The sequence below is a fragment of the Caulobacter sp. GW821-FHT11A05 genome (assembly GCF_058809015.1).
In genome coordinates this window covers 114,598-127,669 of sequence record NZ_JBXASF010000009.1, presented here as the reverse complement: position 1 = coordinate 127,669, position 13,072 = coordinate 114,598, and the positions used below count along the sequence as shown (strand labels likewise).

Annotated in this window: 9 protein-coding genes; 2 read left to right on the top strand and 7 right to left on the bottom strand. The window is 66.9% G+C overall.

What is annotated here, in order from left to right; translation table 11 throughout:
• Nucleotides 1-36 precede the first annotated feature (36 nt).
• The 4 genes from AC1RSK_RS14395 to AC1RSK_RS14380 form a co-directional block, all read right to left on the bottom strand.
• Nucleotides 37-1,044: a copper resistance protein B gene (locus tag AC1RSK_RS14395; protein WP_492908254.1), complete on the bottom strand. Its 1,008-nt coding sequence runs from the start codon at nt 1,042-1,044 to the stop codon at nt 37-39.
• Nucleotides 1,041-2,783: a copper resistance system multicopper oxidase gene (locus tag AC1RSK_RS14390; RefSeq protein WP_492908253.1), complete on the bottom strand. Its 1,743-nt coding sequence runs from the start codon at nt 2,781-2,783 to the stop codon at nt 1,041-1,043. Before AC1RSK_RS14390 ends, AC1RSK_RS14395 begins: the two co-directional genes overlap by 4 nt.
• Before the next feature lie 107 nt (nt 2,784-2,890).
• Nucleotides 2,891-3,559 (bottom strand): DUF2231 domain-containing protein, encoded by a 669-nt coding sequence (locus tag AC1RSK_RS14385; protein ID WP_492908252.1) that lies wholly within the window; start codon nt 3,557-3,559, stop codon nt 2,891-2,893.
• A 6-nt stretch (nt 3,560-3,565) separates the two neighbouring features.
• Nucleotides 3,566-3,880, bottom strand: coding sequence for a copper-binding protein (locus tag AC1RSK_RS14380; protein ID WP_492908251.1), 315 nt, complete (start codon nt 3,878-3,880; stop codon nt 3,566-3,568).
• Nucleotides 3,881-4,182: 302 nt separating this feature from the next.
• On the opposite strand from AC1RSK_RS14380, the gene AC1RSK_RS14375 reads away from it, so the two are divergent.
• Nucleotides 4,183-4,893, top strand: coding sequence for a glutathione S-transferase family protein (locus AC1RSK_RS14375; RefSeq protein WP_492908250.1), 711 nt, complete (start codon nt 4,183-4,185; stop codon nt 4,891-4,893).
• Between the two features lie 22 nt (nt 4,894-4,915).
• Here the strand turns inward: AC1RSK_RS14375 and AC1RSK_RS14370 are convergent, their stop codons facing one another.
• The 3 genes from AC1RSK_RS14370 to AC1RSK_RS14360 all read right to left on the bottom strand — a co-directional run bounded on the left by AC1RSK_RS14370 (nt 4,916) and on the right by AC1RSK_RS14360 (nt 9,987).
• Nucleotides 4,916-6,943: a M3 family metallopeptidase gene (locus tag AC1RSK_RS14370; RefSeq protein ID WP_492908249.1), complete on the bottom strand. Its 2,028-nt coding sequence runs from the start codon at nt 6,941-6,943 to the stop codon at nt 4,916-4,918.
• Between the two features lie 44 nt (nt 6,944-6,987).
• Nucleotides 6,988-7,944, bottom strand: coding sequence for a thioredoxin-disulfide reductase (gene trxB, locus AC1RSK_RS14365; protein ID WP_492908248.1), 957 nt, complete (start codon nt 7,942-7,944; stop codon nt 6,988-6,990).
• Nucleotides 7,945-8,040: 96 nt separating this feature from the next.
• Nucleotides 8,041-9,987: an alpha/beta fold hydrolase gene (locus tag AC1RSK_RS14360; RefSeq protein WP_492908247.1), complete on the bottom strand. Its 1,947-nt coding sequence runs from the start codon at nt 9,985-9,987 to the stop codon at nt 8,041-8,043.
• A gap of 680 nt (nt 9,988-10,667) precedes the next feature.
• Between AC1RSK_RS14360 and AC1RSK_RS14355 the strand changes: the two genes are divergently transcribed.
• The gene (locus AC1RSK_RS14355; RefSeq protein ID WP_492908246.1) at nt 10,668-13,037 is read left to right on the top strand and encodes a TonB-dependent siderophore receptor; all 2,370 of its coding nucleotides are present in this window, start codon (nt 10,668-10,670) and stop codon (nt 13,035-13,037) included.
• Nucleotides 13,038-13,072: the final 35 nt, after the last annotated feature.

Below are 13,072 nucleotides of genomic sequence, written 5' to 3'. Positions count from 1 at the left end.
TGAAATAAGCGACGCGTCGGATGCCGCGTCACGTGCCTAAAACCATGCGCGCAGCCCGATCACGAAACGCGTCTCGCTGTCGCTCTCGCCAAGCGCCTTCGCATAGTCGGCGGTCCCGCCGAACCTGCGATCAAAGACCAGGCCGACATAGGGCGCGAACTCTCGCCTGACCTCGTAGCGCAGCCGCAGGCCCAGTTCGACGTCGGTGACGCCCGAGCCAAGCTCAAGCTCCGGGGAGTCCTGCGCGGAGAGGTTCACCTCTGCGCGTGGCTGCAGGATCAGCCGTTGCGTCAGCCGCAGATCGTAGCTGCCCTCAAGGCGCGCGAAGGCCTCGCCTTCGTTCGAGAGAAACACCGCGCCCTCGGTCTCGAACCAATAGGGCGCAAGCCCCTCAAACCCGACCGTCGCATAGGTGCGTCTGGGACCGTCCTGGATATCCTGGCGCAGGCCCGCCTGCAGATCGAAATAGGGTGAGATCGCCCGCGAATAGAGCAGCTGCACCTCGGCCTCGTCGAGATCGCCGCCGCCGTCTTGGCCTTCGGACTTCACCACGAGGCGATTGGAGTCGCCGCCGAACCACCCCTCGCCGTTCCAGGCGAAACCGCCCTGGCCGGAGCCACCGCGCCACTCGGCCTGGTCGATCATCACCAGCGAACTCAGCGAGCCGCCATGCTCCTGGCGCAGCAGGCCGCGCGCCTTGGCCATGGCGACGGGATCGAACACGGCGTCAGCGGCGTGGTCGGTCGGGGCCGGCGGCGGCGGCTCGTTGCCGACCTCCGCCTCCATCTCGCCATGGGCGCTGTGGTCCATGCCTTCCATGGCGTCCTGAGGCGGGTCGCCAGGCGGCAGTTCGGTCGGCCAATCCATCGACAGCGCCGCGTCGTCGGAGGGCGCAGCCTGCGCCGCGGCCTCGGGCGCGGGTTTCGGCTCGGCCGGCGTAGCCTTCGGCGCGGGCTGGGCCGGCGGATGGCCGGGGTGCTGTTGCGCGAAGGCAGGCGTCGCCAGCACCAGGCCCAGGGCGGTCAAAGGAAGGAGCCGTCTCATTGGCCGCCTCCCGTCATCGGCCGCACGCTGACGACGCGGAACATCCCCGCATGCATGTGGTAGAGCATGTGGCAGTGGAACGCCCAGTCGCCCGGCGCATCGGCGGTCAGATCGAACGTCACCTTGCCGCCCGGCGCGACGTTCACTGTGTGCTTTCTTGGGTGCCGGCCCTTGGGGCCCGTGAGCAGTTCGAAGAAATGCCCGTGCAGATGGATCGGGTGGGCCATCATCGAGTCGTTCACCAGCGTCACCCGCACCCGTTCGTTCAGGCGGAACGGGATCGGCTTGGTGACTTCCGAGAACTTCTCACCGTCGAACGACCATATGAAGCGTTCCATGTTGCCGGTCAGGTGAAGCTCCAGCGCGCGGCTTGGCGTGCGCGTGTCGGGGTTGGGGGCGAGCGCTTCAAGGTCGGTGTAGACCAGCACCCTGTGACCGACGTTTTCGAGGCCCTGGCCCGGCTCGCCCGTGCGGTCCATCGGCATCGGTGAGATGGTCTGGACGCCCGGCCCCATCTTCACCTGGGGAGCGTTGTCGGGATTGCGCATCGACATATCCATGCCGGCCATATCCATCTGCATGCCGCCGTCGGCGCCATGATCCATGCCCTCCATGGCGCCATGGGCGCTCATGTCCATGCCCATGTCCTTCATGGTCGCGAGCGGTCGCTCCCGCAACGGAGGGACGGCCGCCACCATCCCCGGCCGCGGCGCCAGGGTGGCGCGCCCCATGCCCGACCGGTCGACCGCTTCGGCGACCAGGGTGAAGGCCTTGTCTTCGGTCGGCCGCACCACGACGTCGTAGGTCTCGGCGATCGCGATCTGGAATTCCTCGACCTCGACCGGCTTCACATTCTGGCCGTCGGCCTGCACGACGGTCATCGCCAGGCCCGGGATGCGGACGTTGAAATTGGTCATTGCCGCGGCGTTGATGAAGCGCAGCCGCACGCGCTCCCCGGGATTGAACAGCGCCGTCCAGTTGTCGCCCGGTCCGTGGCCGTTGATCAGGAAGGTGTAGACGGAGCCCGTGACGTCTGAGACGTCGGTCGGGTCCATGCGCATCTTGCCCCACTCGATGCGGTCCTTGAGCGGCTGATCCCTGCCCGCGAGAAGCCCTGCCACGGTCTGCTTCTGAAAATTGAAGACCCCCGCCTGCGCCTTCAGTTTCTTGAAAATCTCGTGGGGGTGCATGAAGGCGAAATCGGAGAGCACGACGGCGTACTCGCGGTCGAACGCGACCGGGTCGGGGTCCTTCGGCTCGATGATGATCGGGCCGTAGTGGCCCTCCTGTTCCTGCAGGCCGGAGTGGGAGTGATACCAGTAGGTTCCCGACTGCCGGACCGGGAATTCATAGACGAAGGTTTCACCCGGCTTGATGCCGGGAAAGCTCACCCCCGGCACGCCATCCATCTGGAACGGCAGGATCAGGCCGTGCCAGTGGATGGAGGTCTCTTCGTGCAGGTCGTTGGTGACGGAGATGCGGGCGATCTGCCCTTCCTTGAGGCGGATAAGCGGACCGGGCACCGTGCCGTTGATGGTGACCGCGTGACCTTTGCGGCCATCGACCGGCCATTGCGTGTGGCCGATGCGCAGTTTGATGTCATGGCCAGAGAGGCTCGGCAGATCGCGCACCAGTCCGCTTGCGGTGCGCGCCCAGGCCGGCAGGAGCGGGGACATGGCAAGGCCGGCGGCGAGAAGGCCGCTGTTCTTCAGCAAAGCCCGGCGGGCCAGATCAGCCATGAAATACCTCAGTCACCTCGGCCCGCCCGACCAGACAAGGCGGCCCGGGTCCGTTTCAATCATACGCGCCCGCGCCCGCGCCCGCCTAACCACCCGCGCGGCCAGGCTCAGAACATCATGTGGCCCGCGCCATGTGTGACCTCGGCCCCGAAGTAGGACTGGACCAGGATCAGCAGAACCGTCAGCGCCAGGGCAAATTCATAGCCGCGCCCGCCCAGACGCCGCGCCGCCTGCTCGGCCGGCCGCTTGAGCCACCACAAAGCCAGGATCAGGAAGGGCAGGCTGGTTCCCAGCCAGCGGTGAATTGTCAGCGCGCTCCCGTCATCAGACGCGGGAAGGCCGGCGCTGGCCCAGCCGAACGGCGCGGCGACAAATGCGCCGACCGTCGCCACCGCGAGCAGCAGCCGGTTGCCCGCCGCATAGACCGGCTGACGCCGCACGGCGGCCGCCGCTTCCAACAGGGCGACCGTCAGGACAAGCGCGATCGGAAAATGAATGACGGCCGGATGCCACATGCCCAGCCACATGATGAGGCGGCCCGCGAAGGTCTTGGGCTTGTCGTGCGACATCTGCATGCCGCCTGACTCCCCGGTCGGCCAGGCCATCTCCGTTACCGGCGCCTCATCGGGCGGCGACGCGGTGGCCTGAGAGGATGAAGGGGCGGCGACGGGCGCGCCGGGCGCGTCCTGCGCCTGGAGCGGCGCCGTCGAAACGGTCATCGCCGCCAGCAGGGCCAGTAGGCCTGCCTTGAAACTCCTGACCATCATCGCGCCCATTCCGCGTCACATCGCGTGGATCTGGGTGATGACCGGCTTGCCGCCAACATTCTTGAGCACGAAGTGGATCTTCTGGCCGACGGTCACGCCCTGGAGGACGGCCGCGTTCTCAACCTTGAACTTCATGGTCATCGAGGGCCATTTCAGCGCCGGGATGGGCCCGTGCGCGACCGTGACGACGCCGGCCTCGGCGTCGATCGCCTTGACCGTCCCCTGGCCCTCCGCGGTCTGCGGAACGGCCGCGTGATCTTCGCCAGGGTGGGCCATGGCCGCCGGAATCGCCGCGCTCGTCGCCGTCAGAATCGCGGTCAGCGCCGCCATCAGCAGTCTGCTTTTCATCAAGGAACTCCAATCACTGTCACACGCCGCAAGGCGTCGTTGGAGGACTATACGGCGCTGACGCCATCATCCCTCATGGCGACGGGCGTGCGAAACCGACCACGCTCTCGCCGCCCTTCGTCCCTCGTTGGGCGGCCGTCATGGCGATTCTGTTGAAAATCCCGGCGCACCCGACGCGATTCGAATGTGTGACCTCTGCCGAGAGCCTTGGCAAAGGACCTTGGATTGCCGCTAAGCTGTGAGCGACCCTCGAATTGATCTGTCGGCGCCGAAGGAGAGACCGGATGATGAAGCTCTATTCCGGAGACTTGAGCCCCTATTCGGCGCGCGTGCGCATGCAGATCTACGCCAAGGGCATCTCCGATATCGTGATCGAGCGGCCGGCGACCTTCGGGCTGCCGGCGTTCCGGGAGGACAATCCCATCGGCCGCATCCCGGTCCTGGATATCGACGGCGATCTGATGCCGGAGTCGGAGGTGATCGCCGAATATCTGGAAGAGGTCTATCCGCAGCCGCGGATGCTGGGCGCCACGCCGCGCGAGACGGCCCATATCCGGACGCTGGCGCGGATCGGTGACATCTACCTCATGAACAACATGTTCATGCTGGCCGGCCAGACCTACGCCCAGACCCGCAATGAGGGCGTGGTCGATCTGCTCGCCGGCCAGGTGCTGCGCAACGTCAAGGCCCTGGACCGCGTCATCGGCAAGGACGGCTTCGCCTGCTGTGGGCGGCTGACGATGGCCGACTGCGCCCTGGTTCCGGCGCTCTTCCTCATCGAGAACACCCTGCCGGCCGCCGGCCGGGAGAACCCCATTCCGGATCACGCCAACGTGGCCGCCTACTGGGCCGCGATCCAGACGAACGAGCATGCCGCAAGGACGCTGGCCGAGCTTCACCGTGGGTTGGAGGAGCGGCGCGAGCTGATCCGCAGCGGCGCTTTCGCCAAGATGATGGCGGCCGCGAAGGCTGCCATGGAAGCCGCCGACGCCTAGAGCACCGGCGGCGCCTGGTCAGCTATCCGGACAGGCCACCGTGCCGCAGAAGGGCGTCAATTTCAGGCGGCCGGCCACGGAAGGCCTCGAAGTTCTGCGCGGCGGTCCTGCTGCCCCCGCGTGACAGGATTTCGGCGCGGAACCTGGCGCCCGATTGCGAGACCTTGTCGGGAGCCTCTTCGAAGGCGGCGTAGGCGTCCGCGCTGAGCACCTCCGCCCATTTGTAGCTGTAGTAGCCGGCCGCGTAGCCGCCCGCGAAGACGTGTTCAAAGGTGTTCGGGAAGCGGTGCCAGTCGGGAATGGGATTGACCGAAACCTCCAGGCGAACCTGGTCCAGCAGCGCCATGACATCATCGCGCCGGGGATCGAACGTTTCGACGTGGATTCGCATGTCGAACAGGCTCAGCTCGAGCTGGCGCATGATCTGCATGCCGCTCTGGTAGTTCCTGGCGGCGATCATCCGGTCGAACAGGTCGCGCGGCAACGGCTCGCCGCTGTCGACATGGGCGGTCATGCGGCGAAGGCGGTCGAACTCCCAGCAGAAGTTTTCCATGAACTGGCTGGGCAGTTCGATGGCGTCCCATTCCACCCCGTTGAGACCCGCCACACCCATGTCGTCGACCTCGGTCAGCAGCTGGTGCAGCCCGTGGCCCATCTCGTGGAAGAGGGTGATCACGTCGCCATGGCCGAAGGTGGCGGGCTTGCCGTCGACGCCCTTGCCGAAGTTGCAGGTCAGATAGACGACCGGCGTCTGAAGGCCTGAGGCCTTGACCCGGCGGTTGCGGTTGACGTCCATCCAGGCGCCGCCGCGCTTGCCGGGCCGGGCGTAGAGGTCGAGGTAGAACTGGCCGATGAGCCTGTTGTCCGCGTCCGTCAGCCGGAAGAATCCCACGTCCTCGTGCCACACGGGCGCCGAATCCGGCGCAACCTTCAGGCCGTAGAGCGTCTCGATGACGTCGAACAACCCGGCCAACACCTTCGGCTCGGTGAAGTAGGCCTTCACCTCTTCGGCCGACAGCTGGTAGCGCGCCTGCTTGAGCTTCTCACTGACGTAGGCCACGTCCCAGGCCTCCAGCGTCTCCAGGCCGAGGGTCTCCGCGGCGAAGGCCTCCAGATCGGCCCGATCCTTGCGGGCGTGCGGTAGGCCCCGCGCCGCGAGGTCTTCCAGGAAGGTCAGCACGGCCTCCGAGGAGGCGGCCATGGTGGTGACCAGGGAATAGTCGGCGTAGCTGCCGAACCCGAGCATGGCGGCGGAGTCCTGGCGCAGTTCCAGGATGCGGCGGATGAGGCCGGTGTTGTCCCGCTCCGCCGGTCCGTGCTCGGAGGCGCGCACGCCGGAGGCCCGGTACAGGGCCTCGCGCAGCGCCCTGTTGTCAGCGTAGATCAGCACCGGAAACAGGACGGGGGCCTTGAGGCTGAGCGTCCAGCCGGTCTGTCCGGTGGCCTCGGCGGCGGCCCGACAGGCGTCGCGAACGTCGGCCGGGAGGCCGGACAGCTCGGCCTCATCCTCTACGTGCAGGCTGTAGGCGTCGGTGGCGTCAAGCACATTCTCCGAGAACTTGGCCGAGAGGGCCGACATTTCCTGCCCGAGCTCGGTGAACTGCGCCTTCTGGTCGTCGGGCAGTTCGGCGCCGCCGAGCCGGAAGCCACGCAGGGCGTTGTCGATCAACTTGCGCCGGGATGGGGCGTAGCCGGCGGCGTCCGCCGCCTCGCTGAGGCGCTTGTACTGCTCGAACAGCGCCAGGTTCTGACCGACGCCGCTGTAGAAGCGGCTGATCTTCGGCAGGGTCTCATTGTAGGCGGCCCGCAGCTGCGGCGTGTTGGCCACGGCCTGCAGGTGGCTGACCTGGTTCCAGGCCCGGCCCAGTCGCTCCATAGCGTCGTCCAGCGGCTCGATGAAGAGGTCCCAGGTGACCGGCGCCACGGTCTCGGCGGCCTTCACGGCGGCTTCGGCCTCGGCCAGCAGCTGGTCGATGGCCGGGGCGATGTGCTCGGCCCGGATTTCGTCGAAGCGCGAGAGACCGGAAAAGTCCAGGAGTGGGTTGCTCATCGTCTTACCTGTGGGAGGGGGATTGGTTTGAAGGGCGGCGGCGCTCATGAGGAACGCTCCAGAAACCGCTCGGCATCCAGCGCCGCCATGCAGCCGAACCCGGCCGAGGTGATGGCCTGGCGATAATGTTGGTCGGCCACGTCGCCGGCCGCGAAGACACCGGCGACCGAGGTCTCGGTGGCGCCGCCTTCCAGACCCGACCGGATTTGCAGATAACCGTTGCGCATCGCCAACTGCCCGTCGAACAGGCCGGTGTTGGGCCTATGGCCGATGGCGACGAAGGCGCCGCTGACGGCGATGTCGCGGCTGGTCCCGTCAAGGCCCGACCTGGCGCGAATGCCGGTCACACCCCGGTCGTCGCCAAGCACCTCTTCCACCACGTGGTTCCACACCGGCGAGATGGCGCCCGACTCGATCCTGGCGAACAGGCGATCCTGCAGGATTTTTTCCGCGCGCAGGCTGTCCCGGCGATGGATCAGCCAGACCTTGCTGGCGATGTTCGAGAGGTAGAGGGCTTCCTCGACGGCCGTGTTGCCGCCGCCGATCACCGCCACCTCTCGGCCGCGGTGGAAGAAGCCGTCGCAGGTCGCGCAGGCAGAGACGCCCCGGCCAAGGTAGGCCTGTTCAGACGGCAGCCCCAGGTACTGGGCGGTCGCGCCCGTGGCGATGATCAGCGCATCGCAGGTGTAGACGCCCAGGTCGCCGGTCAGGGTGAAGGGCCGCGCCGACAGGTCCGCCGTATGGATGTGGTCGTAGAGGACGTCGGTGGCGAAGCGCTCGGCGTGTTCCTGCATCTGCGCCATCAGGCCGGGGCCCTGCAGGTCGTGGACGCCGCCGGGCCAGTTCTCGACCTCGGTGGTCGTGGTGAGCTGGCCGCCGGGCTGCATGCCGGTGATGAGCACGGGCTTGAGGTTGGCGCGGGCGGCGTAGAGGGCGGCGGTCCAGCCGGCGGGGCCGGATCCCAGGATCAGCAGCCGGCAGTGCCGGATCGGGTTGGGCATGGCGTTTTCGCTGGGGTGATTGGGAATGGCAGGATTGGCCGGCGACCGGCGCGGAGGTTAGCAGGACCCTCAGCGCCGATCGCCGGCCGGCCTCCGTCAGTGCAGGGAGTCTTCCACAAGGACGGCGGTATTGCCCTCGACTTCACCGGGAGCCAGGGGCTCACTGCGACCGCCGAGGTATTTGGCGAGAAAATCTTCGGTGATGGCGTTGAACCGGATGTTATTGGCCGGCCGGTGGAAGCCGTGCCCTTCGTCGGGGAAGAGCACATAGGTCACGGGGACGCCGTTGGCCTTCATTGCGGCGACCATCTGGTCGCTTTCGGCCTGTTTCACCCGCGGATCATTGGCCCCCTGGCCGATGAGCAGGGGTTTGCGGATCGCGCCGGCGCGGTGGACCGGCGACCGACGCTGCATGAGCTCCAGGCCGGCCGGGGTCTCCGGATTGCCGATCATGCTGAAGAACTGGGACTTCGCCGCCTCCCAGTAGGGCGGGATCGAGGCGGCCAGGGTCTCCAGGTTGGAGGGGCCGACGATGTCGACACCGCAGGCGTAGAGGTCCGGATGCGCCGTCATGCCCCAGAGCGTGGCGTAGCCGCCGTAGCTGCCGCCCATGATGCAGATGCGCTTCGGATCGGCGACCCGGCGTTCGATCGCCCAGGTCACCGCATCGACCAGGTCGTCGTCCATCCGGCCGCCCCACTCGCCATCGCCGGCCCGGACGAAGCCTTTCCCGAAGCCCGTGGAGGCCCGGAAGTTGACGCTGAGCACGGCATAGCCGCGATTGGCCAGCCATTGGTGCAGGGGGTTGTAGCCCCAGGAATCGCGATCCCGCGGGCCGCCGTGCACGAGCAGCACCAGCGGCAGCGGCTCGGTGCTGGTCAGCGCCTGGCCAGCCGCCTCGGCATGGACCGGCAGGGTCAGGTAGCTGACCAGTCCCAGGCCATCGCGGCTCCTGATCACCGTGCTCTGCATCCGGGCCAGCGGCGCCTTGGCCAGTTCGGGCCGCGCGTCATAGAGCTTGGTCAGCGTCTTCGACGCCCGCTCATAGAGGTAGAAGGCCGTCGGGTTTCGGTCGGTGGAGGCCACGACAATCCACAGGCTGTCGTCGTCCGTGCGGCTGCCGACCCCCCACTGGCCGAGGCCCTGGGTATCGAGGTGGGCGATGTCGGCCGCGATCCGCGCGTCCAGCACATGGATTTCGCGCCGTTCGAAAGTCGCGGTCCAGGCCAGGGGCTCATGGCTGTGGATGTCCGTCCACAGTCCGCTGATGTCGGCCTGGGGGTGCTCGGCGATCAGCGTCGCCCGATCGGAACTGCCCTCCAGGTCATAGCTGACCAGGGCGGCGGTATCCCGGTCCCGGCTTTCGAACATGTAGAGAGTGCGGCCGTCGGCATGCAGCATCTGGGGCCAGGTGTTGGCGCTGTCCGGTTCGGAGATCACCCGCCAGGTGGTCCAGCCGTCGCCCTCGGGCTGCAGCATTTCGACGCTGCCGTCCGGCTGGGACGCCATCGCCATCTTCACCTGGTAGTCGTCGTCGGTGAGAAATCCGAAGTAGCCGGGGTTCTCGCGCACCAGGACCAGCTCGCCGCTGGCCAGATCCAGCCGGAAGAGGTCGGCGAAGCGGGGATCGCGCTGGTTGATGGTCACCAGCAGGCTGCCCGGCTGTTTGCGGCTGACGCCCTGCAGGGTGGCGCGGGCGCCGGCGAAGGGGGTCATGTCGCGGATCGCGCCGCCGGCCGCCGGCACGGCGTAGAGATGCTCGTTCTCGTCGCCGTCCTGGTCCTGCAGGTAAAGCAGATGGACCCCGTCGAAGGCCCAGAAGTACTGGTAGACGCCGCGACCGCGGTCATGGGTGATCGGCCGCGCCGCCGCCAGGGCCTCGGCGAGATCGGCGCCGCGCTCGCTGATCCACAGGTTCATCACCCCGTCGCGCGGGGCGATGAAGGCCAGCCAGCGTCCGCAGGGGCTGATCTGGCAGCTGCCGCGCCGCGGATTGCCGAACAGGGTCGAGCGGGAGATCAGGTCAGTGTCGTTGAGGCTCATGCGCCGATCTTCTGAGGATGAGGGTTGGGCCGGGCCGTCACGGACGGCGGCGCTGTCTTCCCGAAGATAGGGCCAGGGCGCGAGGGCGGCGTTCCAAGCTTCTCTGCGCCGCCACGGTTTGCGGAAAGACCATTCTCCATTTGGCGGGGCCGGGAGAAGATATGAGCTGTCACCCGCATCGATCTTCCCGCTTAGGTTTGCCGCCGGTCGCCGCCAGATATCCCCAAGCAACGGGACCGGAAGGCGACGGTTAACCGGCCAGGGCGAGACGTCCGCAAGTCGGCTCAAACTATAGATGCAGTCCAGGTTGGCGAAATGCGCCCGGTTGAGGCCTTCAGGATCGGCCGGACTCCCCGGGGCGCGACCTCAGCCTGCGGCCTCGGCAATCCCGCATGAAAATTACCTGAACCGGGTTTTCCAGAGGCATGTTCTTGCCTGATCGTTCGAGGGGCGCCGCCTCGACGATGTCATTCTTGCAGGGCCGGCTTTGCGACGAAAAGACCCGGCCGTAGAGCGAACGGCGTGCCGGGATCATAAAAAACTGTGGTATTTCTATAATGAAATCAGCGCCTAATGAAGAGGGGTGGTCCCGGCGCGCGGCGGGCCTTTGAGGAATCGCTTCGGCACAGACGTTTACTGTCTGCACGAGCGACGGCGTCGTCGCCACATCGGGGGTTCTTATGACCAAAACACCTTGTCTGAATAAAACCTACCTGGCGACGACGGCCCTATGCGGCGCGCTGGCCCTGTTCGCTTCGCCGGCCCTCGCGCAGCAGCGAACCTATGACATTCCGGCCGGCGACCTGGCCGCGGCCCTGACCGCCTATGAGACGGCGACCGGCCAGAAGGTGCGCATCGAAGGCGTCGACATCGCCGGGCGCACCACCCAGGGCGCCAAGGGCGCCCAGTCGTCCCGCCAGGCGCTCGAAAGCGTCCTCGCCGGCACCAAGCTGACCTCCTGCGGCGAGGCCGGCGGCGTCCTCATCGTCAGCGAGGCGCGGGGGTGCCCGACCTCGCAGTCCGACGTCGCGTCCGTTGGGGGTGACGTGTCCGAGGTCGTCGTCACCTCGACCGGCGTCTCCCACCTGGCCGATCGCACCCGCACCGGCACGCGGATGGACGCCGATCCGATGACGCTGCCCCTGTCGGTCAGCACGGTCAGCGAGGAACTCCTTCAGCGCCAGCAGTCCCTGACCTTCGCCGACGCCGTCGCCAACGTCTCCGGCGTCGATGGCGGCATCGAAGGCTCGTTCTCCATGCGCGGCTTCAACGCCAACGTCATGCGCAACGGCAACCTGGGGATCGACGGCCGGTCCAACAACCTGCCGATCATCGCCATATCGCGCCTTGAAGTCGTCAAGGGCCCCGAAGCCATCATCGCCGGCGTCGGCGCCGGCTATGGCGGCGTCGTCAACATCATCACCAAGACGCCGCCGAGCACCCTGAAGGCCGAAGTGACCTCCTCGGTGGGCAGCAACGGCTATTATGACGTCGGCTTCGACGTCGGCGGTCCCTTGACGTCGGAGGGCAATATTCGCGCCCGCCTGGTCGGGTCGACGCAGAGCGCCGATCATACCGAGGCCGGCTACGACGGGTCCTCGACGGACTACCTGGCGCCCTCCGTGACCTTCCGGATTCCGAGTTGGGGCACCGAGTTCACCGCCCAGTACGAATACCAGGATATCCGCAACGCGCCCGAGACCCTGGTCATCACGGACAAGTCCAAGCTGACGGACGACCTGCCGATCTATCGCTTCGGGCCCAGGGACAGCGGCATCGAGGTCGAGAGCCGCACCGCGACCTTCACCCTGGAACAGAGGATCACCGACGACTGGAGCCTGGCGCTCCGGTATTCGCATGACCAGCAGGATCGGGACTCGAGCACCAGCGCGACCTTCGCCTTCCCGTTCTTCGTGCCCCCGCCGAGCGTCATGACCATCCAGTTCGAAGGGGTCTCGACCACGAAGGTCGAGAACACCAAGCTCGAACTGCGCGGCCGCTTCGACACCGGCCCGATCGAGCACAAGCTGCTGGCGGCCTACGACATCTCGACCGGCAAATACCAGGTGAAGCAGCGGCTCGTGGGCGCCTACTCCACCAATCTCGACACCGGGGTCACTCTCGACCGCACCGCCGACCTTGGCCCGATCTTCGGGATTCCGACCCCCTTCGCGGGCGGCGGTTTCAATCCCGAAGAGACCGGCATCCTGCTGATGGACCAGATGACCTGGGGCAAGCTGGTGGTGTTGGCCGGCGTCCGGAAGATGTCATACGAGGCCCAGACCTTGACCGGGCCCAAGCTGGAAACCTTCGAGCGGACCTTGCCATCTCTGGGCGTCGTCTACCGGATCTCGCCCACGCTGTCGGTCTACGGCAACGCCTCCAAGGGCTTCCGGCCGAACCAGGGCTTCTACAACATCAATGGCAACACCGTGCCGCCCGAAGACGCCCAGCAGTACGAAGTCGGGGTCAAGGCGCTGCTGATGGACGAGAAGATCGCGGCCACGCTGTCGGTCTACTCCATCGACCAGAAGAACGTCGCCGTGCCCGATCCGGTCAACAACATGCCGATCTGCCTGGGCCAGACGCTGGTCTGCTACGTCACGGTGAAGGGCATGCACTCCGAGGGTCTCGAGCTGGACGTTTCGGGCAAGATCCTGCCGCGGCTCGAGGTGCGGGCCAACTACCGCTACGCCAACACCGAGACCGATGACCTGTCGGTGGCCAACGCCCTGTATGCGCCGCACCAGGGCAGCATCTGGCTGACCTACGACTTCGGGACCGACGGCGTCGGCTGGTGGGCCGGGGGCGGCCTTCGGGCGCGCAGCGCGCGGGTCGATGGCAGCCCCACCCTGCCGACGGCCGACAACCCCAGCCAGTTCAGGCTCGACCTGAGCGTCGGCTACGACGCGCCCAAATGGTCGGCGACGTTCGGGGTCAAGAACGTCACCGACGAACGTCTCTACTCGGTGAGTTCCGGGACCTTCGGCAACGCCAACGTCGAACAGCCGCGCGCCTTCATCGCCACCGTGCGGTATCGCTTCAAATAGGCGGCGACCCCCGGGCTGGCGTCGTGTGAAAGCGA